Annotated in this window: 22 protein-coding genes; 11 read left to right on the top strand and 11 right to left on the bottom strand. The window is 35.8% G+C overall.

Annotated elements, in window-relative coordinates; genetic code table 11:
* Positions 1-186 precede the first annotated feature (186 nt).
* Positions 187-1,953 carry a signal peptide peptidase SppA gene (sppA, locus tag BC781_RS18110; RefSeq protein WP_109620446.1) on the bottom strand — a complete coding sequence of 589 codons (1,767 nt, stop codon included), beginning with the start codon at positions 1,951-1,953 and terminating at the stop codon, positions 187-189.
* A 255-nt stretch (positions 1,954-2,208) separates the two neighbouring features.
* Between sppA and BC781_RS18105 the strand changes: the two genes are divergently transcribed.
* From BC781_RS18105 to BC781_RS18070, 8 genes are all read left to right on the top strand, one after another.
* Positions 2,209-3,273, top strand: coding sequence for a bestrophin family protein (locus BC781_RS18105; RefSeq protein ID WP_109620444.1), 1,065 nt, complete (start codon positions 2,209-2,211; stop codon positions 3,271-3,273).
* 118 nt (positions 3,274-3,391) lie between these two features.
* Positions 3,392-3,916 carry a DUF4924 family protein gene (locus tag BC781_RS18100; RefSeq protein WP_109620442.1) on the top strand — a complete coding sequence of 175 codons (525 nt, stop codon included), beginning with the start codon at positions 3,392-3,394 and terminating at the stop codon, positions 3,914-3,916.
* A gap of 153 nt (positions 3,917-4,069) precedes the next feature.
* Positions 4,070-4,924 (top strand): LytR/AlgR family response regulator transcription factor, encoded by an 855-nt coding sequence (locus tag BC781_RS18095; protein ID WP_109620440.1) that lies wholly within the window; start codon positions 4,070-4,072, stop codon positions 4,922-4,924.
* A 117-nt stretch (positions 4,925-5,041) separates the two neighbouring features.
* A complete protein-coding gene (locus tag BC781_RS18090) occupies positions 5,042-5,689 on the top strand; it encodes a hypothetical protein (protein ID WP_109620438.1) in 648 nt (215 codons plus the stop codon).
* Between the two features lie 48 nt (positions 5,690-5,737).
* The gene (locus BC781_RS18085) at positions 5,738-8,122 is read left to right on the top strand and encodes a TonB-dependent receptor (protein ID WP_245935635.1); all 2,385 of its coding nucleotides are present in this window, start codon (positions 5,738-5,740) and stop codon (positions 8,120-8,122) included.
* A 400-nt stretch (positions 8,123-8,522) separates the two neighbouring features.
* The gene (locus BC781_RS18080) at positions 8,523-9,386 is read left to right on the top strand and encodes a LytR/AlgR family response regulator transcription factor (RefSeq protein ID WP_109620434.1); all 864 of its coding nucleotides are present in this window, start codon (positions 8,523-8,525) and stop codon (positions 9,384-9,386) included.
* A 130-nt stretch (positions 9,387-9,516) separates the two neighbouring features.
* The gene (locus tag BC781_RS18075) at positions 9,517-10,749 is read left to right on the top strand and encodes a parallel beta-helix domain-containing protein (protein WP_109620432.1); all 1,233 of its coding nucleotides are present in this window, start codon (positions 9,517-9,519) and stop codon (positions 10,747-10,749) included.
* Between the two features lie 76 nt (positions 10,750-10,825).
* On the top strand, positions 10,826-11,890 hold the full coding sequence (locus tag BC781_RS18070; protein ID WP_146201729.1) for an SO2930 family diheme c-type cytochrome: 1,065 nt from the start codon (positions 10,826-10,828) through the stop codon (positions 11,888-11,890).
* A gap of 133 nt (positions 11,891-12,023) precedes the next feature.
* On the opposite strand, the gene BC781_RS18065 is transcribed toward BC781_RS18070, so the two are convergent.
* Together BC781_RS18065 and BC781_RS18060 are read right to left on the bottom strand one after the other, a co-directional pair.
* The gene (locus BC781_RS18065) at positions 12,024-12,473 is read right to left on the bottom strand and encodes a lipocalin family protein (RefSeq protein ID WP_109620428.1); all 450 of its coding nucleotides are present in this window, start codon (positions 12,471-12,473) and stop codon (positions 12,024-12,026) included.
* Between the two features lie 141 nt (positions 12,474-12,614).
* Positions 12,615-13,211, bottom strand: a complete 597-nt coding sequence (locus tag BC781_RS18060) for a YdeI/OmpD-associated family protein (protein WP_109620426.1) — start codon at positions 13,209-13,211, stop codon at positions 12,615-12,617.
* Between the two features lie 245 nt (positions 13,212-13,456).
* Here BC781_RS18060 and BC781_RS18055 point away from each other — a divergent pair, with 245 nt between their 5' ends.
* A complete protein-coding gene (locus tag BC781_RS18055) occupies positions 13,457-14,296 on the top strand; it encodes an energy transducer TonB (protein WP_109620423.1) in 840 nt (279 codons plus the stop codon).
* Between the two features lie 464 nt (positions 14,297-14,760).
* The gene (locus tag BC781_RS18050) at positions 14,761-16,185 is read left to right on the top strand and encodes a DUF5700 domain-containing putative Zn-dependent protease (RefSeq protein ID WP_158281518.1); all 1,425 of its coding nucleotides are present in this window, start codon (positions 14,761-14,763) and stop codon (positions 16,183-16,185) included.
* Positions 16,186-16,367: 182 nt separating this feature from the next.
* Here BC781_RS18050 and BC781_RS18045 read toward each other — a convergent pair whose 3' ends face one another.
* Together BC781_RS18045 and BC781_RS18040 are read right to left on the bottom strand one after the other, a co-directional pair.
* Entirely contained in the window at positions 16,368-16,694 is a 327-nt protein-coding gene (locus BC781_RS18045; RefSeq protein ID WP_109620419.1) for a hypothetical protein, read from the bottom strand.
* Complete coding sequence (locus BC781_RS18040; RefSeq protein ID WP_109620417.1) at positions 16,667-17,026, bottom strand: hypothetical protein; 360 nt, start codon at positions 17,024-17,026, stop codon at positions 16,667-16,669. Before BC781_RS18040 ends, BC781_RS18045 begins: the two co-directional genes overlap by 28 nt.
* 503 nt (positions 17,027-17,529) lie before the next feature.
* Here BC781_RS18040 and BC781_RS18035 point away from each other — a divergent pair.
* On the top strand, positions 17,530-18,138 hold the full coding sequence (locus BC781_RS18035; protein ID WP_109620415.1) for a hypothetical protein: 609 nt from the start codon (positions 17,530-17,532) through the stop codon (positions 18,136-18,138).
* 436 nt (positions 18,139-18,574) lie between these two features.
* Here BC781_RS18035 and BC781_RS18030 read toward each other — a convergent pair whose 3' ends face one another.
* From BC781_RS18030 to BC781_RS18005, 6 genes are all read right to left on the bottom strand, one after another.
* Positions 18,575-20,044 carry an NADH-quinone oxidoreductase subunit N gene (locus tag BC781_RS18030; protein ID WP_109620413.1) on the bottom strand — a complete coding sequence of 490 codons (1,470 nt, stop codon included), beginning with the start codon at positions 20,042-20,044 and terminating at the stop codon, positions 18,575-18,577.
* Between the two features lie 174 nt (positions 20,045-20,218).
* Positions 20,219-21,949 carry a complex I subunit 4 family protein gene (locus tag BC781_RS18025; RefSeq protein ID WP_109620411.1) on the bottom strand — a complete coding sequence of 577 codons (1,731 nt, stop codon included), beginning with the start codon at positions 21,947-21,949 and terminating at the stop codon, positions 20,219-20,221.
* A gap of 32 nt (positions 21,950-21,981) precedes the next feature.
* On the bottom strand, positions 21,982-23,982 hold the full coding sequence (locus BC781_RS18020) for an NADH-quinone oxidoreductase subunit 5 family protein (RefSeq protein WP_109620409.1): 2,001 nt from the start codon (positions 23,980-23,982) through the stop codon (positions 21,982-21,984).
* 38 nt (positions 23,983-24,020) lie between these two features.
* On the bottom strand, positions 24,021-24,323 hold the full coding sequence (gene nuoK / locus BC781_RS18015; protein WP_109620407.1) for an NADH-quinone oxidoreductase subunit NuoK: 303 nt from the start codon (positions 24,321-24,323) through the stop codon (positions 24,021-24,023).
* A gap of 226 nt (positions 24,324-24,549) precedes the next feature.
* Positions 24,550-25,344: a hypothetical protein gene (locus BC781_RS18010; protein WP_146201728.1), complete on the bottom strand. Its 795-nt coding sequence runs from the start codon at positions 25,342-25,344 to the stop codon at positions 24,550-24,552.
* 195 nt (positions 25,345-25,539) lie between these two features.
* Complete coding sequence (locus BC781_RS18005; RefSeq protein WP_146201727.1) at positions 25,540-26,643, bottom strand: hypothetical protein; 1,104 nt, start codon at positions 26,641-26,643, stop codon at positions 25,540-25,542.
* Positions 26,644-26,885: the final 242 nt, after the last annotated feature.

The following is a 26,885-nucleotide window of genomic DNA, read 5'->3' as shown; positions in this document are numbered from 1 at the left end:
AAATGCTTTATTATAAAACAAAGCTAAACTTATTTTTAGACTTATCTAAATCTCAAAGAGAAAGTTAATAGATAACTGATCAAATTTGAATTTATTACCTATGATTAATACCATTTATAACATATTCATAAACGAAAAAAGGAGTCACCGAAATGATGACTCCCTTCTATCAATAATATTTTTTACTTAGTAGATCTCTAACTCATAAGGCATACGAGCTTGAACACCTTCCAATCTTTGTAGTTTATTCAACTGCTCATTCCAGTTATAAAGTGGACCAAGTTTTTCTTTCAACTTTGCCTCTTGACCTTGCTCCATACTTTGAGCAAATTTTTCAAAGATAGATTTTGCGCCACTTTGGTAAGTTACTTCATAATCTCCTTCTTCAAGATTAGCCAATTCAGCCGCAACTTCAACAGCCTTGAAGGTTCCGCCTAACTCATCAACAAGTCCTCTTTCCAAGGCATCTTGACCTGTCCACACACGACCTTCAGCAATGGCTCTTAAAGCATCCAACTCCATATTTCTTCCGCTAGCTGCTTTAGAAGTAAAATCACTATAAATACGATTAACTGAATTTTGAACAATACGCTTATCATTCTCATTGAAGTCATCAACTGTACTCATGAAGTTTGAATATTCTCCAGTAGAAACGGCATCGAAAGTAACTCCTAGTTTATTATTCATGAATGCTTTTGGATTGAATAAAACACCAAAAACACCAATAGAACCTGTAATTGTATTTGGAGATGCTACAATTTTATCTGTTCCCATCGAGAAGTAATACCCTCCAGAAGCGGCAACATCTGACATTGAAGCCACGACAGGTTTTTTCTTACGAAGAAGTTGAATTTCTCTCCATACAAGATCTGAAGCTAAAGCACTTCCTCCAGGAGAATTCACTCTGAATACAACCGCCTTTACATCATCATCTTTACCCAACTCTCTCAATCGCTCTACAATCTCAACATTACCAACAGTTCCATCGCTTCCTTCTCCATAGATAATTTCGCCTTCAGCTACCAATACTGCAATCTGATTTGAAGAAGACATACCTGACTTAGACTCTACTGAAGAGATATATTTGCCCATTTTAAGCATGTTTGCATCAGAAGACTCTAAACCAACAGCTTCATATAATTTCTTTTTGAAAACATCTTCGTAAGCAACCTCTGTTACTAACTTATATTTCAATGCATCTTCTGGAGTTTGAACTAGCATTTTATTCGAAATCTCTTTCAATACATTTTTATCAAGACCTCTTGACAAAGCTACATTCTGCAGGTAATGATCATAAAGTGAGTTCAAATAAACTTCAGTTTGCTGTCTATTTGCAGGACTCATTTTCTTATTGATAAAAGGCTCAACCGCACTTTTAAAAGTACCTACTTTAAACACTTCAGCTTTCACACCCAACTTCTCAAACATGCCTGTGAAGTACATCAGCTGTTGAGAAAGACCATTAAACTCAAGAGAACCAACAGAAGGAATGATTACTTCATTAGCTACTGAAGTTATGTAATATGTTTTTTCAGAATAATTATCCGCATAAGCAAAAATTGGTTTCCCAGATAATTTAAAGTCTACAAGAACATCTCTCAATTCTTCTGCTTGCGCATAACCTCCTTTAAAATTCCCACCTTTCAGATATATCGCCTTAACATTATCATCTGTTTTTGCCTCTTTAATCGCTTTCAACACAAACTGAAAAGACAAAGGTGATCCCTCACTTGGCAAACCTGCCAACTCTAAGAATGCACTAAAATCGTCTTCTACAATTTCCTTTAAAGGCTGATTAAGATTAAACTCTAAAATCGAATTATCATCAATTGACACTTCTTGAGATGAAACAGCTGAAGAAACCATTACGGCTACCCCCATTACAGCGAGGATAAAAACAGCTATTAGCACCCCTACAATACTTGCAAAAATTTCACGGATAAATTGTCCCATTATGTTTTAGTTAATTAGTTTTTTAGCTCATCAACAACTCACTTTTTTAGTGAGAAAAAAATACTATTTAAAGTTAGGTTTTTAATATTAAAAAAACACCTTTATACCATACGGAAGCAAATGTGTAAAGTTTTCTTTCGAACCTAAATTCTTTTTACTTAAGAAAGTTACGTCTACTCCTTAAAGATACATGAATACATATTTTTCAGCTTAGTTTAGTATATTCTTGTTCGACTAAAACGACCAATTTTCAACATGCTAATCAAAAAATTCTTCTCCATTAAAGAAATGGCTCTTTGGACGAGGTGGGAAACTTTACTTTTTGCACTCCTCGCTGCTTCAGTGACCATTCTTTATGATATTTTTGATCAAAAATGGATTGTACTTCCATGGACTCCGATTGCGCTTGTAGGTACAGCCGTTGCATTCATCGTAAGTTTTCGGAATAATGCAGTTTACGGAAGGCTTTGGGAAGCTAGAAAGATATGGGGAGGAATTGTAAACGACTCAAGAACATTTTCAATTCATGTCGGTGATATGGTCACAAACGAGTATGCAAAAGAAGGGGAAGCATTAGCCGAAGATGAACTGAAAAAAGAACGAATCATACTTGTTCATAGACATATGGCATGGCTTACGGCACTTCGTTATGCGATGCGCTCCAAAAAGAAATGGGAATCGTTTATGGAGCATCAAACAAATAGAGAATGGGCTAAAAAGATTCACACCCCCGAGTTTGTAATCGATGAAAAAGATGCACTAGCAGAATATTTAAGCGAGAAAGAATTAGAGTTTGTTATGCGAGTTGGAGGAAACAAAGCCGCCACTATCATAAAACTTCAATCTCAGCATCTCAGAAGGTTGAAAGAAAAAGGATTGCTTTGGGAGTTTTCATTCTTAGTCTTGGAAAAAAGATTAGCTAGTTTATTGACTCTACAAGGAAAATCTGAAAGAATTAAAAACTTTCCATACCCAAGACAATATGCCACATTGAATGTCTACTTCGTTTGGGTGTTCGTTGCTCTTTTACCATTCGGAATTGTACCCGAATTCGCTAAGCTAGGAGATGAACTACACGATGCTTATCCTTTTATTAGTGAATTTTTTATTTGGATCAGTATACCTTTTTCAACCCTAGTTTCATGGGTTTTTCATACCATGGAAAGAATTGGAACCGTTGGAGAAAATCCATTTGAAGGTTCTGCTAACGATGTACCTATATCTACAATAGCTAGAAATATAGAAATTGATGTAAGAACTTGTGTTGGCGATTCATTTATACCTGATCCATTTGAGGTGAAAGAAAATGTACAGATGTAACCCAAAGAACTCATGATTGATTTCATAAAAAAATCCATAATTAAGAAGGACTGATCCTAAAATCTATACATATTTGCAGACTATTTCTTTGTGGTACTACACAAAAACTAGAGACAAAATGAATATTGCTGATAAAAAGAAAGAGGAAAACATCTGCGAATACATCATTCACATCTATCGATCAGAGTATCTTATCAGAAACTTTGAAGGAAAGATTGAGGATATAGAGAAATATGTAATCAGTCATTTGCCTGTATCTGATGAAGAGAAGCAAGAACAAAAAACTTGGTATGATTCTCTAATCAGTCAGATGCAGACTGAAGAAATAATGAAAGAAGGACATCTATCTTTTGTACAAGAACATGTTACAGAGTTAGAAGCGCTTCACTCTCGACTATTAGAGGAGGATGAGACTTACAAAGGATTCTTCAATGTCGCAAAACCAGATATAGACAAAAATCTGGAGATTGCGGATGGTTTGATCACAAGTGAAATACAGATTTGTTTGAATGCTATGTTCGGAATGCTTCTTCTAAAAATGAATAGAAAACCAATTCCAGAAGATGCTCAAGCAATGCTAGAAAAATTTGGAGATGTACTGTCATATTTGAGTGTGGTTTATAAAAGAGAAGCACAAGCTTAACTTTTAAAATCACCTTACAATAAAGCCCCTATTCAATGTTCTTGACTAGGGGTTTTCTTTTTTTATCTTCTAAATAAGGTTTAAACACCCTTCTATATATTGAATATCTAAGTATATCTTTTTTAATTTGGAGTCCATTTTAATTTAAAATAAATGAGCTCAAATATCTTCGAAATACTTTCATATACCGTAGGAAAGCCTTGGAATAAAAAAAGTCTCACCAAAATGGCATGGGGTACAGCAGTATTCGTTAGTTTATTTCTGATCTTATTTATGCCCTTTGGTATACGAGACCTCAACATGCCATTTTCAAAAATCATTGTGCTTTTAGGGTACGGTATGATAACTGGAGGAGTTCTTCACTTGAGTGGTTCAATCATCAATATTATTAGTGATATTTTTCCTTTTAAACTTTGGCAAGTTCTTGTAGCCACTTTTATTCAAATGGGATTAATTGCACTAGCCAATTCTTTTTATTCGATCTCCATTGGCCTTTTTGAAAATAACCTAAGTACCGTATTAGAATTCATCTATTACACTTATCTCGTCGGAGTCTTCCCTACACTTTTCATCACACTTTTTCGACATAAAAAAGCGCTTTCACATAAGTATGATGCCACTCAACTAGATAATCAATCATCTGAGAACTATTTAACATTAATTGGACAGAATCAAGATGATCAAATAACACTAAAAACTGAAGACTTTCTGTTTATGCAATCTTCGGATAACTACACCACTTTATTTTATTTAGAAAATCAAGAGGTAAGGAAAGCTGTACTAAGAGGAAGTTTAACCTATTTTCAAAATCAGATTGAAGCTGAACACATAGCTCGTTGTCACCGATCATATATTGTCAATTTTCAAAAAGTCATACTTTGGGAAGGTAATTCTGGAGGAGGTAAAATCACACTTTCAAATTATACTGAAGTGATTCCTGTGAGTAGAAATTATGCTCAAAAATGGAACTCCATTCTCAAAAAACGTTTGCCAAACATCCCAAAATAGTACTCAAAATCCCTAAAAAGTAAGATTCTCCCCAAACTAATCCCAAAAACGAATAAGTCTTTCCCTACTGAAAAAAAGTGTTTGTTCTTGCAGTATCAATAAATAAAAAACACTGTCATGAACGATCTTTTAAAACAATTCTTTTTAGTCCCTCACATCATTACTGGCGCAGTAGCACTGATAGCAGGAATTTGTGCTATTCTGCTTTCTTCAAAAATTAAATGGCATAAAAAAGCAGGAAGTATTTTCAAATGGAGTCTAGGTATCTGTTTACTCACAGCTCTTATTCTATCTCTTTTACTTAGCAACTTAAACCTTGGACTAATTGGCATTTTTTCAAGTTACCTACTCTATTCAGGAATAAGATGCTTAAGTTGGAAAAAGGATAGGAAACGATCATTTGATCTAAAGTTTTTAAGCATTTTTATCCCAATATTTTTGACTATGCTTATTACTGCTTATTTTCTACCTCACTACATTATACCTCTCATACCATTCGGAAGTATTGGTCTTATTATGGTTAGCTTTGACCTATACCACTTATACTATCCTGCAAAATTGAATTCAAATCTACTTTTGAAAAAACATATTGGAAGAATGGGAGGAGCCTTCATTGCCACAATAACTGCTGCCCTTGTCACAAATTTGGGACATACATGGCTTGCATGGCTCATGCCAACTATTATAGGAAGCCTTTTCATTACTTTTTTCCAAGTCAAAATCAGTCTCAAGCAGAAGAAGCTTAAAGTGAAAAACTTAGCCTAACTACACGATTTACAACATACTCTGAATCTAGAATCAATTACTATCGAAATGAAATCAGTCATCAGATACATATTTTTCTTTTTATTGGTTTGTACATCCTTCGAAAGCTTGGGGCAACAGACACAAATCATTCAAGGTATTCTTATCGATAAAGAATCTGAATACCCAATTATTGGAGCTTCAGTTATCTTGAAAGAACATGACCCAATCATCGGAACTACTACAGACCCAAATGGTAGATTTAAACTTGAAAATGTTCCTACAGGGAGACATCAAATTCTGATATCAGCAATTGGTTATGAAACAATAACCCTAAATGAAATTCTAGTCATTGGAGGAAAGAGTACCCAACTCGATTTAAAAATGACTGAAAAAGCAACCCAATTAGATGAGGTTGTTGTCAAACCTGATGATCCGCATTACACTCCAAACAATGAAATGGCTTTGGTTTCGGCTAGAGGTTTTGATACCGAACTCACAGAACGATTTGCAGGAAGTAGAAATGACCCTGCCCGAATGGCTACTAATTTTGCCGGTGTTTCTGGAGCCAATGATGGTAGAAATGATATAATCATAAGAGGGAACTCTCCTATGGGCGTCTTATGGCGTTTGGAAGGTGTTGATATTCCCAGTCCAAATCACTTTGCAGCTTTTGGCTCAACAGGAGGGCCTGTAAGTATGCTAAATACCAATACACTAGGGCAAAGTGACTTTATGACGGCGGCATTTCCAAGTGCCTACGGTAATGCTTTAGCAGGTGTTTTTGATTTAAATATGAGAAATGGGAATCTCGGTAAAAATGAATTTATGGGGCAAATTGGCTTTAATGGTATTGAGCTAGGAGCTGAAGGCCCAATGGGTAAGAATAGTAATTCTTCATACCTTATTAACTATCGCTACTCTACACTTGCGTTCTTTAAACTAATCGGAATTAGTACAGGTACAGGAGAAGCTGTCCCCGAATACCAAGACCTTTCCATGAAATTAAACTTTGCACTCAAAGATGCTTCTTCCATTTCAATTTTCGCGATTGCAGGAAATAGTAACATAGATATTCTAGGTAGTGAACTCGACCTTGATGATCCCGAAACTGATCTTTACGGAAATGAGATGGTTGATATTTACAACCGTAGTCGTACCGCTATTACAGGGGTTTCACATAATTATTTCTTCAATAAAAACACATATGGAAAACTGATTTTAGCATATACACATGCTAGAGTACAAAATCAGATTGATAGTATAACTTGGAACGAAAATATTCCTACGCCTACTGAAGAAATAAACTCATTTAATAAAGAAGACCGAATCACAGCTCACTATTTCATCAATAAGAAATGGAATAAAAAACATACGACAAGAACAGGTCTTTTAACCACTAGCACTTTTGCTGATTTTACAGATAGTACATATATCAATCATGCCGACCAATGGCATACTTTCAGAGCTGGAGACGGAAGGTCTCAAATGACTCAGATTTATACGGATTGGATGTATAAATTTCATTCAAAATGGCTTCTTCGAACAGGTTTATACACCAATTATTATCAACTCAATGACAATTGGAATATTGAACCTAGAATAAATTTGCAATATAAATGGAATCATAACCTTTCTTTATCTGCAGGGTTTGGCATCCATAGTCAACAACAACCTTTGCCAATTCTCCTTTCATTACCCGAATTTGGACAAAATAATAGCCTGAATTCCAATCAGAATTTGGACGCTTCCCGATCTAGACATTATGTTTTAGGTATGGAATATCTTTTTGCCAAACATTGGAGATTAAAATCCGAAATCTATTACCAAGATTTATACAATATTCCTGTTGATCCATTTCCGTCAAGTTTTAGTATGCTCAATGCAGGGGCCGATTTCAGCCTACCTTATAAAACAGGTTTAGTAAATGAAGGAATTGGGCGAAACTACGGAGTTGAACTTACTTTAGAACGCAACTTTTCCGATGGATTCTACATGCTTATGACCTCAAGTATTTTTGATTCTCAATATCAAGGTTCTGATGGTGTTTGGAGAAACACTGCATTCAATAGTGAGTATGTAGCAAATCTTCTTCTTGGAAAAGAGTGGAAACTCAATAATTCGATGACACTAATGGCTGATACAAAAGTTGTCACTGCAGGAGGACGTTACTACACTCCTATCGATTTCGAAGAAAGTATAGCTACAGGTGAAGAAATATTGGACGAATCTAAAGCCTTTAGTGAAAAAATGGATGCTTATTTCCGATGGGATATAAAAGTCGGATTTCGATGGAATCTGAAAAAAATCACTCAAGAATGGACTGTCGACATCCAAAACTTAACCAACAGACTTAACCCTTATGACTATAATTACAACCCGAGAACTCAAAGTATCAATCAAGTAAATCAGCTAGGATTATTTGTTGTTCCTCAGTACAGAATTTACTTCTAGAATTGAATAATAAACTTTGTTTAAGAGCTTCCATATAAAAAGTGGAAGCTCTTTTCTTTTGAAAAGTTAGCTGTTAAAATTGGTATTATTTTAGGTGAGATTTGGAGATATTCGATGAAGAATATTAATTTCTACTTTTATAGATAAATGATCATCGACTTTCAATGAATTAAGTCGCGCATTTATGTAGAGGAAATTTGTGTAACAGAATTTTTACAGACATCACGATAAATGTAAAGCACATCAAACTAACATATTCATTTTAGAGACGACCACTGGAATGAACATTCTTAGAATAGCTTTTTAAATGCCTTTAGCTATGTGCTTAACTTTTCTCAATCTCATAACATGAATTTGGCCAGATTAAAAGCCTGAGCTAAATACTACTAACTTTTCAAAAATGACCATTTTAAACTTTCAGTCTAAGGATTTGGCTTGTTTGAAGACGCCTTTTACTTTGTTAGACGATAATAAAAGTAAAGTATTCTTCATTCTCTTCTGTGGAGGCTTTTCTTCTTTTTTCATTTACTTTTTCAATCCTTTCAACATCCAAAGGATGAATTACGAAGATGCTTTTGCCCATTTCTTGTCCATAAGCAATGCAGGAATTATTGCAGCGTTAATTTTGGGTATCACTCACTTTTTTATTCGTAGACTTTTCAGGGCGACTACTTTTCGTCTATGGCAATTCTTATTATGGGTAATCTTTGATTTCACCTGTCTTTGCACAGCATGTCTTTTCCTTTTTGGCGAATTTGACGAGCCACTACTTCACGAACTTAAAATTGTTGTTCGTTATACTTTATCTCTCGGAATGTTGCCTTACAGCTTGGCTTGTTTACTAATTGCTGTTTATAAATTATCGACGCGAAAGCCTAAAGAAATAGCCATTCCAAAAATTGAAGAGAAAACAAGTATTGACAAACAATTTCTTTTTAAAGAAAAAAGTGGAAAAGTTGCTTTAGCTGTAAAGCCCGAACAAATCCTTTACCTCAAATCGGAAAACAATTATACCATGGTTGTTTACTTAGAGAATGATGAGGTCATTAAAAAATTAGTACGTACCAACTTAAAACAATTGGAGAAAGAAATTCGCTTTCCAAAATTAATTCGAATACACCGATCTTTCATGTTGAATCTCGATGCAATGTCGAGCTTTGAAAAGGTAAAAGGAGGCTACCAAATTCAGATAAATCAAATCCCAAATACCTGTCTTAAAGTATCTGAATCGTATAGAACCGAATTTGAAAGTTTCTTGACTTAATTTTACACGTCAATTACACACCTAATAAAGCGATTTCACAACATTTCAGCCTTAGGAGTACAATAGATGCCATTTTTGGTCATAATTTTCACAAACTGATTTTTTGAAAAACTAACTTAAATAAATCAACATGAGAATTAAATCGACCATTGTATGGCTGTCTTTGATTGGCATTTTAGGCTTTAGTTCATGTACTGAAGATGATGCGACACCAAAGCCAGAGGACATCAACATTTCAGCAAGTGAAACAGCAGCAGAAGATGCACAACTAGCATTCATTGAAGTAGAGGACGGACAAACTATCGTCTTTGGTGAAGGAGTTTTTAACTTCACTAATACTTTATCAATGGATGGGAAAAAGGAAATCACAATCATTGGTGCAGGTAAAGACAAAACATTTTTAGATTTCAATGGACAAATTGCTGGAGGAGACGGTGTTCTGATCACCAACTCTACAAAAATTAGAGTTGAAGGACTTACTATTAGAGATTCTAAAGGAGATGCATTAAAAACTCGCGACTGTAACACTGTAAGTTTTGTAAGTGTAGGTACTGTTTGGTCGGGTGAACCAAGAATGGAAAATGGTGCTTATGGACTTTATCCTGTACTTTGTACTGAAGTTTATATTGATGATTGCTACGCTTACGGAGCATCTGATGCAGGTATTTATGTAGGTCAATCAGATAAAGTAATTGTAAAAAATAGTGTTGCTGAAGGAAATGTAGCGGGTATCGAAATTGAGAATACAACAAACGCTGACGTATTTGACAACGAAGCCTTCGATAATACAGGTGCAATCCTTGTGTTTGACCTTCCTGGTCTTACAAAATACGGTAGCTCGGTTAGAGTATTCAACAACAACTGCCACGACAATAACCGTAAAAACTTTGCCCCAGAAGGTAATATTGTTGCTAACGTTCCTGCAGGAACAGGATGCATGGTTTTAAGTACAAAAGATGTTGAAATCTTTGAGAACACATTTGATGAAAACAACTTTGCGAGTGTAATTGTAGCAAACTATCTTTTAATCAACCAGCAAGCAAACGACCCCTTATACAATCCATTCCCTTCTGGGATTTACATTCATGACAACAGCTACACGATGTCTGCAAATATTACAGCAGAACAACCTGCCCTTATCCAACAATTGGTTGGTGTTCTTGGCTTGTATCAACTGAGCCAACCTCACATTTTCATAGATGGAATTATCCCTGGAGTAGAATCCATTTGTATTCAAGAGTCAAATTCTTCTTTTGTCAACCTAAACGCATTGGATCAAACATTCCAAAGCGTAAAAACTGACATTAGTGCTCACGACTGTACAAAAGATCCTTTATCTGAGGTGGAGTTCTCTCCATTCTAATAAACAACTGTAACAAGATACACCTGTAAAAAGGTGTGTCTTGATTTCTTTCAACGCTAACAAGCCTTTTACACCTATGAGAAAAAAAACATTCACCCACCTACAAGCACTCATTTTTATCGTTTTAGCTGCCACAGCCACTTTTAGATGTAGTTCTGAAGATGAGGTTTCACCAAACCAAATCAAGATGCCAACAGATAAAGGATTTGAATACCTTTCTGAATACAATTTCTTTGTTGGAGAAATAGCCGAACTCACACCCAACGAGGAAGCTAGAGTTCTACCTTATGACCTAAACACACCACTTTTTAGTGATTATGCCCTAAAGAAAAGATTTATCTATGTTCCCGAAGGAAAAAGCATTCCATTTCAAACAAATAATGTGTTAGACCTACCAGTGGGCTCTGTTTTGATTAAGCATTTTTATTATGGAGAAAAGGATTATATCGAAACTCGTCTGCTTATCAGAAATAATGATGGGTGGCAACCCGAAACTTACATTTGGGAAGAAGATTTAAGTGATGCTCGTCGTTCAGTAATTGGAGGAACAAGAAAAATGACACTCAACATTGATGGTGAAGACCAAATCTTCAATTACATGATTCCAAATCAGAATCAATGTAAAAACTGTCATGCTTACGATGGGAAAATTGCTCCTATAGGCCCAGAAATTCCTAACCTCAATAAAACTTACAACTATGCTGAAGGTGAAGAAAATCAAATTCAAAAATGGATTTCAGCAGGTATTTTAGAGGGGCATTCAGATACTAATATTCCTGCTTGGCCAGCTATTGATGATCAGTCTGCTACCTTAGATGACCGAGCTAGAGCATACCTTGCTATTAATTGTGCGTCTTGTCATAGAGCTGAAGGTTCAGCAGCCAATTCAGGGCTATACCTCGGTTTTCATGTTGATGAACCGATCAATTTGGGATATTGGAAAACACCAACTGCAGCAGGCGATGGTTCTGGTGGTTTAAGATATGTTATCCATCCTGGTAATGCAGAAGAATCTATCTTGATGTACCGATTAAACTCTAGTGAAGTAGAAGTTAGAATGCCTGAACTAGGAAGAGAGCTTATTCATAAAGAAGGTGTTGAGCTTATTAGAGATTGGATTAATAGTTTAGAAAGCGAATAACACGAGCTTAAAAACTAGCTAATTAAAGCATTAAAAAAGAACACTATATATTTCGTACTCAATTCACAACTAACAAAAAAACCGCTTGTTCATTTGATCAAGCGGTTTCAAGCTGTTTGAATGCGATTCTAGTTTACTCTACTCTTATATACTTCTCTATTATATCGTGACTTACCCCTAAATCAGCGATTTCTTCTTTGCCTTGTTGAATCAAAGTATCATTTGAGATTTGGATATTGAAAGTAAAACTTCTACCCTCCCATCCGAAATTGCAAAAGTCTAAGTGTTCTGTGTATTGATTGCCGCTCAATTCATATTTTCCACCACCCGAAATATACCTCTCTTGTTGTTCGCTTGTGGAATAATTGGTAAAGCTGAAATGCGAATCATTGATGATTTTATACATTGCTTTCCCTTTTAAAGAATCTACCACTACAGTATCATCTTTGATGGTTGTTGCTGAAATTAGCTTCCAAGTTCCTACCAACGGAACTTTAGATTCTAATACTTCTTCCTGTGTATTTTGTGGCTGACAAGCAGCGATGAGTGTAGCAATAAGAAAAAATGTAATGGTGTATTTCATCGTCTTGAATATCTATCAATTAGTAATTCAAACATACGACATTGCATTTTTCTGAGGTAGGCTTTCAGTCTGATTTAGACCAACGTCATTTAGTTTTTCGATAAACGACATTGGTCTATGGTTCATTAGCTAAATGGAAGGTTACTTTCTGTATTTATCATTTAACCCTTTTCCCTCTAAAATCATTGGTCTGATCTTTTCAAGGCGGTTTAACTTCGTTTGCTCTCTCTTCGCTTCAGAAATATAATCGGTATATTCTCTTTGTTTTGTTAGGTTCAAACTTCCAAATGCTGATTTTAAATCTTGATCTTCATCCAAAGCAGTTTGCAACTCGGAAGGAATAACTAAAGGCTTCTTTTTTTGAACAGGAACGACTTTCCCTGCCTTCTGATTTTCTATTGCTTCTTCTACATAAGATTGAAATAATGGAATATTGATATTTTGATGCGGGTCTATTTTCCACTGTCGCATCGCCTGTGTTTTCCCTTCTTGAGCATTGACCAACACATCGCCTTTATCTTCCATCAGTGCGCCATTAAAAAACCATACACCTACATGATCTTTAAATCCTCGGATAGCCATCACATTTTTACCCTCCCATGTATATGTCGGATTCGACCATTTAAAAGTTTCTTCCAAACCCGATGCGAGAATGAGTTTTCTGAGTACTAATAGTGTTTCTTGGTGATTGGGATCGTTTAAAAAATATTCCTCTGCTGTCTTGCTCTTATTTTCCATAGAAGTTATTCGTTTTAAGATGAGTAAAAATAGTAAACAATCCTCAAAGTTTAGGAACGAAGAAAATACAGACGCCCCTATTCTATAAGTAGATCTAGTTCAATTCCATTTATTATAGTATACTAAAATGGGTACAACATCCTCATCTGATAAACTGATACAGATTATTTATAATTTAACTTCATTAAGTTTCTTCCTTTTTTTTATAATTTTAAACTTTCACAAAAACTAATAGAATTAAACAAATGAAATACTTATTACTTTTTAAATTACTCCTTTTTTCGACTACACTTTTTGCACAGAATATTATCTACTACGATCAGTTTTTCAGTACAAAAGCAGAGGAACAAACCGATTATTCTATGGAGTTTATTCAGGTTGATTCCTCATGGAATGTAAACAGATATGAAAACGGAGAAAAAACTAAAACGTACTTTATCCAAAATCAATTAAGTACTCAAGCCAAAGTAGAACGTTTCATCACATATATAGATAATAATTTAGCTTCATTTTATCGTAAGCCTTCATATAAGAGTATTACTGCAGAAATATCTCAATATGAAAATGGGCGGGTTGTTTTAAAGTCAATCTATAATGGAAAGGACTTAAAATGCCTGCTTGCATTGGATGGTAACGGAAACAACACTTTAGTTGATGGAAATGGAATATTTGAAACAATTGATTCTAACTTTCCTAACGATAAATTTCACTGTATTTACAAGGACTCAGTGATTACTGATCAATATTCAGTTAGAATCATTCAACAGGATACTATCTATAATAGTGTGGACTTAATGGCTACACCAAAAGAAGGCTTGCAATTATTTCTTAAAAAATTAAGTAAACAACTACGCTACCCCTTAAAACAGAGATTAACAGGAAAAGAGGCTCTTATTTACATTACTTTTATTGTCGATGAAAATGGCCAACTTAATAGTTTTAGACAGCTAGGCAAGCAAAACTTAGGGTTTGAACAAAAGACCATTAAAAAATTATCGAAACTTCCTACATGGAATCCTGCTATAAAAAATGGTCGAACGGTTAAAACTAGATTGATTTTACCAATTCAGTTTAAACTCATCTAGGCATGCTACCTTAATTTTTTAGAATTCACAAAGTGAACGATTGTGATTTCTACAATTCCATTCTGACCTCAATAGACTAGTACTATTCTTCAGGCTCGAAGTATAATTCTGTCGAGTCTGAAGAACAGCGTACACCTATTCCATTCATTCCCCCCTTGGATACTACATTCACTCGCTACGCGCTAACGCTAAAGATAGTTCTAACGAATACGCCTCAAATCTCTTTTTTACGTAACAAGGCATAGACTCAACTACACTTCATCTCCATAACCTCACAAAAGGCCAATACTCAAACACCCAAGGCTATGATGATTTACATTTATTAATCATACATTTTCGACTAACAAATATTTTCTGACGAGATTAATGGTTTAACTATTTACTTCATTTTTTGTAAACAGGATATTTGCCAATACTAAAACCAAAAGGCAGGTATTCCTTTGTTTTCTAGAAATCATATGATCATGAGAAATTTACTTTTTATACTAGCTGCTATATGTTTCATGGCATGTAGTACTGAATATGAAACTGAAAAAGAATCTAATTACAGTATTGAATCTGCAAATTTAGCTTTTGAGATTGCGACAAAGATTAGTAATAAGCAAACTGTGACCGATGCTGAATGGGACAGTCTGATGGCTTCCTCTGGTTATCAAGCCTATTTTTGTATAGGTAAAAAAATCCCACGAAATAACTTCTTGAAAAATGCTTTTGAAGTTGCCTTTGATGAAAGTCAGAAACATACTTTAGACAGTATCTTGAACGAGCCATTTAAGCTCAGCCCACAAATGAGGTATAATTTCATGGTATTGAATCTTAATAACTATAAGGAAAGACAGAAAGAAGTTCAGGCTTTTGCTGCCAATACCGACTTTTCCATGATTCTTGAAAAGGCAAAAAAGCTTGCCCAAAGCTATGTTCCAGAAGAGATTAGGGAAAGTGAGGTAGCCTTGCATAAAGTCAACTTCGTGCTTATAGAACCGAATGCCTATGTGAATAATTGTGGTTTGGTGGTTGATATCCACAATGCTTATAATATGGGAGAAGAAGAATTAATCAAGTTGCTTGCTCACGAGTTTCATCATAATTATAGAGGGATAAACCATAGCATTAGTGACCATGTTTTATTCCGAAAAATCGATCAGCTTCAACTAGAGGGAATTGCTGATCTGATTGACAAAGAGATTCCTCCATTAGATAAAATTGGCATTTATCCTCAAAGTATTGTTGATACTCACAATGAACTGTTTGCCAATACACCTCAGATTTTACAGCAATTAGATTCGTTGACCTATGCCTACATCGCTGGGGAAATTGACGAAAAAAGCTATACCGAACACATGAATAGCTTCTTTTTAGATGGGGGTCATGCCAATGGGCAGTATATGAGTCTTAAAATTAAGGCTGCTGGATTGACTGATCAGCTCATTGCGAACTACAATGACCCTGTTTCTTTTATCAAATTGTATAATGAGGCTGTTGCAAATGCGCCATCGGAATATCAGTTCTCTGCTACATTCATTGATTACATTGAAGAGCTGAAAAGAGAGCATTTGGAATCAAATGTTGTGACTTCTGAAGAGGAATTTAAAGTAACCTTTAGAGTAGAAGTACCTAGTCCTTCGGATGAAGTATTTATTACAGGAAATAAAGCTGCTTTAGGCGATTGGAATCCCGATCAAGTGAAGTTAAACAAAAAAGATGCTTCTCTGATCAGAGAGATCAAAGTACAGATTAACTCACCCGCAGCATTTAAATTTACGAGAGGAAGTTGGGGTACGGAAGGCATTACAAATGATTTCGGACGTAGCCAAAACCTTAAATTGAAGTTTGAGAAAGATACGGTAGTGAATTATAAGATTTATAATTGGAGTGATTCAAATATTTAAGGAATCAGTAATTGTAAAAAGCTACTATTTTTCATGTATTAAAGCTACATATAAATGTAAGGAGGAAAGAAAGTATCCTATGACATTATAGAATTACTCAATTTAAAATGACAGCTACCCAAAGCGTAGAGACAAGGCATGCCTTGTCTCTACAATAACAAATACAATAAAAATAATTTGAATTAGTTACGGACAAAAACGCCTAAGGATTCCATCATTTGAGGGGAATCTTCGAGGGCTATTTTAGCCATATCGTAGAAATCTCGCATCCACTCATCTAATTCGGCGAGGGCTTTGTCTTTGGCCCTTGTGGCTTCTTGTGATTCTGCGATTTCATTGCGGTGGACTAGCTTGGAATTTCTTACTGCAGCTATCATTGCTTGTGTTTCTTGGAGTTCTTCGGTCGTGATTTTTAATCGCGCTAAACGGGCAAGGATATTCGCATCTTCGAGGGCAGTGGTGTAAAAGTTTTCGGTATAGTCTAACCACGGGAATAAGGCTCTTGGCATTGAACCTTGTACACCGGATCGTCTAGGGTATTGGGCTCTTTTTTGAAGAGGGCTTTTGCTTTTCTACGATGTGATGCGTGTTTGTCTTCCAATTCTTGTTTAAGGGCTGTGAATTCTCTTGAAGCAGCGGTGGTTTCGTTATCTTCTTTTTTGTTGAAATCGTAGGCGGCTTTGGCGATCTGCCAAAGGGCTTGTCCTTTTGCTATTTCGGTTTCGTCTATCCCTATTTCTTCTAAGGCTGTTTTGATTTGTGGTACTTCTATGGCATTAGTGAGCGCCATTTGATAGGTATTGATAATATTACTTTCGGTTTTTCTGAAATTAGTAGGCATAGTAACAATGATTTATGTAAAAAATAATTTAGTTATCGGGTTGATTATATATTGGTTTCATTTTCTGGGTATTGAAGACTGCTTTCTTTTACATGAAGGCTCCTCACCTTCTCCCAAGCATTCCTCAGAACTTCCTGAAGGTTCCTCACCCTCTCCCATGCGTTCCTCAGACCTCCCAAAGACTCCTCACTCTTTCTCAAGCATTCCTCAAAGCTTCCCGAAGACTCCTCAGCATTACATCGGATTGAAACCTTATCTAGGATAGTGAATTATATAATACTTTAAAGTCAAAACATTAATATTCGATACAGTTCGTTTAAATAGTTCAAATACTTAACTATTTATTTCAAATAGCTAGCTTAAAAAGCGTCTTTTCACGATATTGATAGTTCAATTTTTTACGGTTCTATATCTGTGGGTATAGAATACTATTTAGATAATGGGGAAATGTGTCACTGATTGAAAAAGGTTATGGCATACACTCCCATATTACCACAAATGATATGAAAAAATATAGAGAAGACATAAAAGTAATTTTTCAAGCCTTAAGCTTTATCGCCTTATATATTGCAATCAGTATGATTGACAATCCAGTTGGAGCAATCATAAGTGGTGGGGTTTGGTTCTTTGTATGGTCATTAAATATCTATGACATAATAAAATACAGAAACCAAAAAAGTCAGGACGAAATTCGCTTCCCGACTCAAAATGATTCTTATTCTAAAATGACCTCATTGAGTTTAGGCTGCATGCTAATTATCGGTATGATTATTTGGATTGCTCTTCTGACAGAATTCACATTTATCCCGATAGTTGGACTAATTGCTGGTCTTTTAATATTGATAAATGGAATAATTTATCTCCCTAAAGGTCAAATCAAACTTGAAAATTCAAAGCTAATATCATTTGGATTAAAAGAGGAAATTGAACTAAGTAAGATTGAATCAATCAATATAGACAGAAATCAAATAACTATACGAAAAGAAAAGAATTCAACAATAAAACTTGACAGACTTGAATTAAACAAAAAATGGACTTCTAAGATATCAGAGTTCCTATATGAAAAGTTAAATACAGAAGAGGTGAAAATAACTTGTGGTAACACGATATAGTGAATAAGGGATTCAACGGTTTACGAAATTTCAATGCTATTTATAAAAACCGCCAAATATTTGAGTTGGCTTTTGAAATGAATAAGATAAAATCAAAATACAACGTTTTGGTTCAATGTAGAGTAGTAACTCAAAGGAATACAACTTTAAGCTATTATTTTTAAGTAAATAAAACTTAATTCAATAAATAATGTTGTTGCAGGATCACTTTTTCAGTATTCAACATATTTAATTGCATTTATTCTACTTAAACAAGTAAACTAATTAGAAAAGAAATAAATCATAAAAACTACTGCCAACAAATTGGTAAGTTTCACCTTATGTAAAGACACAAACATGATACAAAACTTACACAAACCATCAAACCAAAAAAACACCTCTTAACTATCTAATCAGATAATTAAGAGGTGTTTTTTATATGAATCTATTCTCAGAATTAGATTAAAATCTGTGGTAAGATAAAGAGTACAATCAGCGGTAAAGCAAATAGAATTAGGAAGCTCTTTTCTCTTTTTAAGAGGCTGAAACCTTCATCGGATAGCTCTTTGATAAATAACTGATAAGGGATTTTCAGATAGAAATATAAAGAGATCACGGTATTGATAAGGGCTGCTATAAGGGCATAGAACAACCAATCGTTTTGGAATTGCTCGTATGCTGACCATACACCTGTGAAGACAAATAGCTTGGCTGAAAAACCTGCAAATGGCGGTAGTCCTACCAAAGAAATAAAAGCGATGGTCATTGCGATACCCAAGGCTAGATTTCCTTTTCCTTCTCCTGCAAAACTTGCAATGCGGTCTGAGTCTTTGCGCTGTTCCAAAATCCCGACGCCCATAAAGATGACCAAATTTGCGAATGCATAAGCCGTCATATAGAAGAGCATGGTTTGGTAGTTTAGCGAAGCATCTAGGAATAAGACAAGCATGAGCAGTCCCATTTGTCCGATGGTAGAATATGCCATCATTCTTCTGCTTCCCTCCTGTCCGAGTGCCGAGACATTTCCAATAAACATGGTCAAGATGGCAATTCCGATCAAGATATTCGGGATGATCGGATGCTCAAACAAGGCGACTCCGAAGCCATCAACAAAATGCTTGAGGGCTAAAAGTGCGGCTATCTTTGGGGCAATGGATAAAAAGGCTGCCGTCCCGATTGGTGCTGACTCATACATATCTGGCGCCCAAAAATACATTGGGAATACCGAGAGCTTGAATAGTAATCCTGCAAGGAAGAAGACAAATACAATGGTCGAGATTTCTACGGGCTGTTGGAGTAAGGCTGTGGTTACTTCCGAGAAATTGAGTGAACCTGCGATGCCGTACATCCAAGACATTCCGTAAAGCATTATGGCTGTTGAGATCACGCCCAAGAGTAAATACTTGATCGCTCCTTCTCCACTTACTTTTCTGAATCGGAATGCGGTCAAAATGTAAGACGGTAACGAGATCAATTCTAGTCCGATGAAAAGCAGGAGTAAGTTATTGGCTTTGATCAGTACATGCAGTCCTAAGATGATGGAAAAGATCAAGGCAAGTGTTTCTCCTTCTCCCGATAGTTTGTTATTCTTTTTCTGTATATCTGGTTTTCCTAATACCAATTGGAATACGACATAAAATACGCCTATCAGATCAATGAGTATAAGGAATGCTTTTTCTTTGGTAATGGTGTTTAGCACTCCCAAAAAAGTTTGTCCTTCTACAGGAATTGAGATGGCTAAGTAGGCTAAGTTTAAGCCCAATAAGCTTAGTGCTAATAGGTTTAGCCCTTTCTTTTCTTTTCCATATCGGATAAGGTCTAGGAGTATGATGAGTATGATGCCGAGTCCGAGGACTACTTCCGTGGCGATACTCGATACACTTCCTAGTATTGCTTGTACTTCCGATGACAAATTTGAAATCTCCATATTTTCTCCTTTTGCTTCTCCTTACTACGTTTAAGTAGGTGGATAACTGATGTTAGTTATTGTAGAGACGTCGATTTATCGCGTCTCAGTACTTTATCATAGCAACCAAATACTTATTCGCATATTTAGACGCTATAAATCGCATCTCTACGATAGTCAATACATCAATATTTTCTAGTTCAATGCGGCAGTTCCTCCTGTGTTCAACAGACCGACAAATACTTCAACTGAGGCACTCATTAGGTTGAACAACCATTGTGGTTGTAGACCGAAGTAAAGTGCTAAAATGGCTAGAGGGAGAAGTAAACCCCACTCTCTTTTTGTAAGGTCTGTCAATACTGATTCTTCAATGTTTTCTTTTAGCTCAAACTTTCCTAAGAACATGCGTTGTAGTGTCCATAGGAAATAAGCGGCTGTTAAGATGAGTCCGAATGCAGCTAGAATTGGCATCCAATTCGGGATATAACCGTTTACACTTTCTGAGCTGAATGCTCCGATAAATACGAATAGCTCGGCTACGAAACCTGAGAAACCCGGTAAACCTAAACCTGCGAAGAATGCAATACCTGTAAAGACAGTGTACTGTGGCATTTTCTGCGCTAAACCTCTGTAGTCGTAAATACCGAGTGTTGAAGTTCTGCTATATAATACACCTGCCACCAAGAATAGCATGGCAGAGATAATTCCGTGAGAGAACATCTGATAGATTGCGCCCGAGATCCCTTCGATGGTTCCCGATGCAACTCCCAATACCACAAATCCCATGTGAGAGACTGATGAGAATGCAATCAGACGTTTCATATGATGTGTTCCGAGTGCAACGAAAGCACCATAGATAATCGTGAAGACTCCGACTAGGGCTATCCACCATGCAAAGTCTGTTGCGATATCTGGGAAAATACTATAAGCAATTCTGATAAAACCGTAACCTCCAATTTTTAGAAGTACCCCTGCCAAGACTACTGAAATAGCTGTTGGTGCTTGAACGTGGGCATCTGGCAACCATGTGTGCACTGGGAATACAGGAAGCTTTACAGCAAAACCAACTAAGACTAACCAAAAGGCTATAACTCTTAGGGCGACGCCCGAGAATTCGTAGGTGCTTAGTGGGTGCAAGAATGAATTTGGAATATAGTTACGGGCATCAAACATAGAAATCATATCGAAGGTCTTCACTAAAGAGGCTCCTTCAATCTTTCCTGCTTGTAGCCATTGTTGTACTTTATAAATCATAGTGGCATCTACTTGGTTGATCTGTTCTGCCCAACCCAATTTTACAGCCGTAGCCATTGGGTCAATTACTGAAGTAGCCAAACCAAGCATCACTAGAAGAATCAGTACCGATCCGAATAGTGTATAGATAAAGAATTTAACCGCAGCGTATTCTCTTCTTTTTCCTCCCCAAATACCAATCAAGAAATACATTGGCAATAACATAAACTCGAAGAAGATATAGAAAAGCAAGAAATCTAAAGCCATAAAACAGCCCATGATTGAGCCAGAAAGCAATAGATAAAGTGCATAAAAGCCTCTCTCCTTTTTCTTGATATCAGAAGCTGCAATTGCACCTACAAACATCACGATACCTGTCAGTAATACCATCGGGATATTGATACCATCCAATGCCATTGAGAAATCTGAACGAACCGTACCGAAATCGCCTAAGTCTAAAGCGAACCAAGGTAATCTGATTGCCAATTGGAATTGGTCGTAATCATTAACTCCTGCCCAAGCCAATAAGTCAGTCTGATAGCTCAGCGTTAAATACAAAGAGAAAAGAAGCTGAAGAAAGGTCGTTCCAATCGTCAGTTTTTTAGCCCAGCCTTGTTGTGAAGCTGGTAAAAATAGAATGATGATCGCCACGAGAAGGGGCAAAAACACCAATGATGACAATAATATATTCATATCGCTAATACGCTAAAATATCTTTCACTAAATCAAAAAGTAAAACCGATGAGTAAGGCAGCAAAACCTAAGACGATAAGGAAGTAGTAATACTGTACATCCCCGTTGAATGATCTTTGGACTTGCTTTCCGAATCCTTTGAAGAATTTGGCGATGCCATTTACCATACCATCTACAAATAGGCTATCAAAATGGAATACCATTCTTGAGAAAACGACCATCACTACGGAGAATCCTCTCACAATTCCGTCTACTACATTTTGGTCAAACCAACTAAATGCAAGTGCAATCTTCTCTCCTGCTTTAGATGCCAATACATCCCAAGAAATCCAGTATGAAAACGCACCTAAATTTGGAGCATCGAAAGTCAATCGTCCATCATCTGCCATTGGCTTCATTGCTTTCTTAATGGTAAAGAACCAATAGCCAAATAGAAGACCACTTACACCCAATACTGCAGATAGGATTTCGGTCATTAAAACTAAATCGTCTGAAACGCTCAATTGTCCTAGTTTGATACCTTCAATCCATCCACCATATAAGTGCAATGGATTTAAAGAGAATGCAAAGAAAAAGGACAATACTGCTAGTACTGTCAGTGGGAAAAGCATACGTTTTGGCACGAAGTACTTCTCTTTTTCTGTTTCTCTGATCTCTTTCGGGAATCTATTCTCTCCGAAGAAAGTGTAACCGATCAAACGCGCGACATAAATTGCCGTTAGTAATGCGGTTGCAAATCCTGCTACAGGTACAAGCCAAGCCAACTGACTCGATGAGCTTTCCGCAAAACTTACGGTTTGTGCTAGAATCGCGTCTTTTGAAAGGAAACCTGAAGTAAGCGGTAAACCAGCCAAGGCTAAGGCACTTACCAAGAATGTACCCCAAGCCAAAACAGGAAGTTTCTTATGAAGTCCTCCCATAAATCGGATGTCTTGTGCATCGAAATGGATATCGTGCTTCTCTCCCATTTCGTGGAGATAATGAATTACGAGTCCTGAACCTAAGAAAAGCCCTGCCTTAAAAAAGGCATGAGAAAAAAGATGGAAGACTGCAGGAAAAACACCTCCTACACCAAGTGCCACCATCATATATCCTAATTGAGAAAGCGTAGAAAACGCTAAAACTCTTTTTATATCAAATTGGAAAAGTGCCGTTATAGCTGCTAAAACCATCGTGATTCCACCCGACACCACCATGAGTAATTGTACTTCTGGTGTCATCGCGAAATAGTTTCTAGCCAAAAGGAAGATCCCTGCGGCAACCATAGTCGCTGCGTGAATCAAAGCTGAAACTGGTGTAGGTCCTTCCATCGCATCTGGAAGCCAAACCGATAATGGCCACTGTGCCGATTTAGCCATCGCAGCCAATACTAATCCAACACCCAATACTTGGAGCAGTACGATTGAAGAATCTAAAACGATTAGCTCTTGAAGCTCTTGAATATTTGTAGTCCCGTACATTCCTAGTGCCACCAAAATAGCGACTAAGAATCCTGCATCACCGATTCTATTGACGATAAATGCCTTTTTAGCTGCTTTAGCTGCACTGTCTTTAAAGTGCCAAAAGCCAATTAGCAAGTAAGAAGACACCCCTACCATCTCCCAGAAAATATACATTTGGATAAGGCTTGGCGAAAGTACCAAACCAAACATAGAGAATGTAAAGAGATTGAGGTAAGCAAAATACCTTACATACTTTGGGTCAGCATGCATATACACCATTGAGAAAAGGTGTACTAAAAATGAAATCACACTTACCACTACGAGCATCCCGATAGATAAGTGATCAGCCCAAAGACCGATTTCAATTTTGGTATTGCCAATGCTTAGCCATGAGAATTGCTCATTCACGATAGCTGCTCCTTGGTAAAACAGGCGAACAAAGAACCAAATAAAGATCATAGCAGATACACCCATTCCAGCAGAAGCGAGTTTGTCAGCAATGATCTTTCTTTTTTCTCCAAGAACAAGGAGTGATATAAATGAAAAAAGTGGTATCACTAAGGCTACCACAAGTAGAAATGTTAGTCCCAATGTTCCTTGATTTTAGAATAACAGAAGTATGATTGTTTTTAGCCTTTCAATTCATTAATACGGTTGATAGACACAGTTTTGTAATTTTCGAAAAGCTTAATTATAATCGCTAAAGCCACTGTAACTTCAGCAGCAGCAATCACCATAATAAAAATGGTCATAATTTGCCCTCCTAACTCGGCATCACCTCTACTAAAAGCTACAAAATTGATATTTGCGGCATTCAACATCAGCTCAGCTCCCATCAGAACCACAATAAGGTTTTTCTTTACAATTGTGATTGTCAAGCCAATGCAAAAAAGAAACCCACTAATATAGGTGAAATACTCTATAGGGATCATATTGTAATCTTCTTATAACTTCTTTGAAAAATTACTCAAATATATTTACAAATATTAAAAATCTATCAATTTGATAGAGAAATAGAATTTTATTTTCAACAGCTCCCACCGATTATTGTTTATAATTTGTCCAAATAAATATCTTTTTCCGTAAGGGTTTAAATGAAAAAAGCTGAAGTCTCAAGAATGAAACTTCAGCTTTTTATATGTAAAACGAAATTGATTTTTAGGAGAAACGCATGACTCTGCTCACCTCATTAAAACCATACTTCACAAATTTATCTTTTAATGCTATCGGCACTTGAAGTACACAATTCGGAATTCCAGATTTTCGAGCTTCTAACAATAAATGTTTGAAAGTAACTGGAAAGACTGCATCATTTCTAAAGTTTTCTTTCACTAAAAAGTCATAGATACCAACTACACTTTCGTTGTAGAACATATTTGCAACAGCAATGATCTCTCCTTCGTATGCCCCATAAAACAATTCGAAATGAGGAATTTTATCCACCTCTACTTTTTCAAGCTTTAGATAAAAATTTCTCAAGTCTTCTTTTCTTTGGCTATCTGATTCTAGTTCACAATGAACTTCCGCAAAAGCTTTTAGTTCTTCTTGTGTATTCACCATTTTGAATTCAAAGCCTTCAAGCAGGTGAAAGTCAAAATGTATATGTTTCACTTCTGCCATCAAAGTAGAAAACACATCCTGATTCTTAAACTTATAAAGTCTGATATGCTCTAGTAAAACTTCGGACATATCATTCTCCCAACACCATAAAGTAAATTGCTTGTCTTTATGATCTAAAAACTCCAGGATAGAATCTACATTTTGAGTAGTATCTGAAGGATGAATTTCTCTGATGATAGCTTGATTTAAATAGCTATTTGATTCTGGGCTTTCAACTTTAACAATTGCATTGCTCCCCTGTTTTTGAACAGCTGGAAAGTAGCGTGCAATTGCTTCAAGCTTTTCTATATAGTTTTCACGACTAAGGACTCCTCTTTCTTTCATCATTAACATATCTCAAACATTTATAACAAAAAGTAAAGCCTAGAAGGTTATTTGAAATGGATAATTCTATGCTATGTTTCTGTGGTTCTGAATAAGTTTGTTTTTGGAAACTTACTACAAGATCATCAAAAAAATTAAATATCGGAGATTAAATTACTTGAAGAATGCTCTCACGTATGTTTCTAATTTAAAATGAGAAAATCTTTAAAAGATATTTGGTGTATCAAGTTCACTCAAGTCTGGCAGTTCAATATGTTTTATATCCATTTCGGGTAAAGAATCGGCCAGTTCTAGGTCACTGTAATACACACTATCCAAAAGCAATGAAAATGACTTCGGTTCCCAAATACAAAAATCGGGTAAGTACTGATTTGCGGTCATACTATAAAATACACTCGCATTTTTATGTTTCACTCTCTGGCTTAGGAGTAGCCTTAGCGTATATTCATTTAACTCAACAAGGTTTGAAGATAAAACTAACCAAGCGGAGTTTCGATCATGCATAAAAGCACTTAAGATTTTCCCGAGTACTTTCATATTAGAAAACTGATTCTCGATACAGCTCGAAACTTCTCCATATTTATTTTCTAGTCCGCTTTTAGGAATGAAATAAACTTCTTCACAGAATGATTTTACTTTCTCATAACTGCTTATCGCTTTCGTGTATTCTTCAGATTCATCCTTACTGTCATCCCCAATAATTACAGTCTTAAGTCCTGCATTGAAATTAAATACTTTAGCTTCAATTAATTTTACCATAAAATCCAATTCATCTGACTTTATAGTCGGAACCCGTTTATACTTCTCTTGTAAGAATCGTAATTCCTTCGGCATCTCTTTATTCCCGCTTGAAAGTATAAACACCCAAGGCTCTCTTATTTTATCTAAATATTTAAAGTTTTTACTGTTTGCAGTATCTATGATCACAATCTGCTTTTCCACACGAAATGATAAAGCATCTAAAAGCAGTAGATCAAGCCCTTTACTTAAATTTCTTAAGCGTTGATTATTCAATTCACCAGCAAAGTCAATCGAAAAAGATTGAATATTCTCACTACACTTTAATTTAAGCGGAGGACTTATTTCATTGCTTTTCTCCTCATCGCCCAACAGTACTGTTCCAAGTTCATAACCATGAAAACATTGTACTATTCGCTCTATCCAATTTTTATTGACAGCTATATTTGGACCTAAAACACCTAACCAATTAGAAGGTGTATCTCTTGTTGTCTTCTCTTGTGAATCGTTTAAAAGAGGTAGCATGATTTTGCTATTTCTGTTTGGGTTAATGAAGAGGGAATTTTGCATTTTTTAGTAAAAAATGATGCTTCAAAAAACTAAAAAAACATACTTATCTGAAAGATTTGGGTGTAAATATTCTTAGAAAATGAGAAAGAGATCAATATTGTTTTGAATAGCTAAAAAGGTTTTAAATCTTTCTTCTAATCAGACAATTGCTTGAATTTCGCTTCAAAATTAAAATCATAATTTTCTAATATTTTAAAACCTGAAATTTACATTAACAGTAAAGTAATAGTGAACTAACTGTT

The sequence above is a fragment of the Sediminitomix flava genome (genome assembly GCF_003149185.1).
In the GTDB taxonomy this organism is placed as follows: Bacteria; Bacteroidota; Bacteroidia; order Cytophagales; family Flammeovirgaceae; genus Sediminitomix; species Sediminitomix flava.
Note: the sequence above shows the minus strand (reverse complement) of the source record. Positions and strands in the feature narration are given on the sequence as shown.

Coding starts and splice junctions, on each gene's coding strand:
- BC781_RS18050 (WP_158281518.1), top strand. CDS start 14,761: ATGAGAAATTTACTTTTTATACTAGCTGCTATATGTTTCATGGCATGT.
- BC781_RS18080 (WP_109620434.1), top strand. CDS start 8,523: ATGACCATTTTAAACTTTCAGTCTAAGGATTTGGCTTGTTTGAAGACG.
- BC781_RS18070 (WP_146201729.1), top strand. CDS start 10,826: ATGAGAAAAAAAACATTCACCCACCTACAAGCACTCATTTTTATCGTT.
- BC781_RS18045 (WP_109620419.1), bottom strand. CDS start 16,694: ATGCCAAGAGCCTTATTCCCGTGGTTAGACTATACCGAAAACTTTTAC.
- BC781_RS18085 (WP_245935635.1), top strand. CDS start 5,738: ATGAAATCAGTCATCAGATACATATTTTTCTTTTTATTGGTTTGTACA.
- BC781_RS18090 (WP_109620438.1), top strand. CDS start 5,042: ATGAACGATCTTTTAAAACAATTCTTTTTAGTCCCTCACATCATTACT.
- nuoK (WP_109620407.1), bottom strand. CDS start 24,323: ATGATCCCTATAGAGTATTTCACCTATATTAGTGGGTTTCTTTTTTGC.
- BC781_RS18105 (WP_109620444.1), top strand. CDS start 2,209: ATGCTAATCAAAAAATTCTTCTCCATTAAAGAAATGGCTCTTTGGACG.
- BC781_RS18055 (WP_109620423.1), top strand. CDS start 13,457: ATGAAATACTTATTACTTTTTAAATTACTCCTTTTTTCGACTACACTT.
- BC781_RS18075 (WP_109620432.1), top strand. CDS start 9,517: ATGAGAATTAAATCGACCATTGTATGGCTGTCTTTGATTGGCATTTTA.
- sppA (WP_109620446.1), bottom strand. CDS start 1,953: ATGGGACAATTTATCCGTGAAATTTTTGCAAGTATTGTAGGGGTGCTA.
- BC781_RS18095 (WP_109620440.1), top strand. CDS start 4,070: ATGAGCTCAAATATCTTCGAAATACTTTCATATACCGTAGGAAAGCCT.
- BC781_RS18100 (WP_109620442.1), top strand. CDS start 3,392: ATGAATATTGCTGATAAAAAGAAAGAGGAAAACATCTGCGAATACATC.
- BC781_RS18010 (WP_146201728.1), bottom strand. CDS start 25,344: ATGTTAATGATGAAAGAAAGAGGAGTCCTTAGTCGTGAAAACTATATA.
- BC781_RS18030 (WP_109620413.1), bottom strand. CDS start 20,044: ATGGAGATTTCAAATTTGTCATCGGAAGTACAAGCAATACTAGGAAGT.
- BC781_RS18040 (WP_109620417.1), bottom strand. CDS start 17,026: ATGCCTACTAATTTCAGAAAAACCGAAAGTAATATTATCAATACCTAT.
- BC781_RS18025 (WP_109620411.1), bottom strand. CDS start 21,949: ATGAATATATTATTGTCATCATTGGTGTTTTTGCCCCTTCTCGTGGCG.
- BC781_RS18060 (WP_109620426.1), bottom strand. CDS start 13,211: ATGGAAAATAAGAGCAAGACAGCAGAGGAATATTTTTTAAACGATCCC.
- BC781_RS18005 (WP_146201727.1), bottom strand. CDS start 26,643: ATGCAAAATTCCCTCTTCATTAACCCAAACAGAAATAGCAAAATCATG.
- BC781_RS18065 (WP_109620428.1), bottom strand. CDS start 12,473: ATGAAATACACCATTACATTTTTTCTTATTGCTACACTCATCGCTGCT.
- BC781_RS18035 (WP_109620415.1), top strand. CDS start 17,530: ATGAAAAAATATAGAGAAGACATAAAAGTAATTTTTCAAGCCTTAAGC.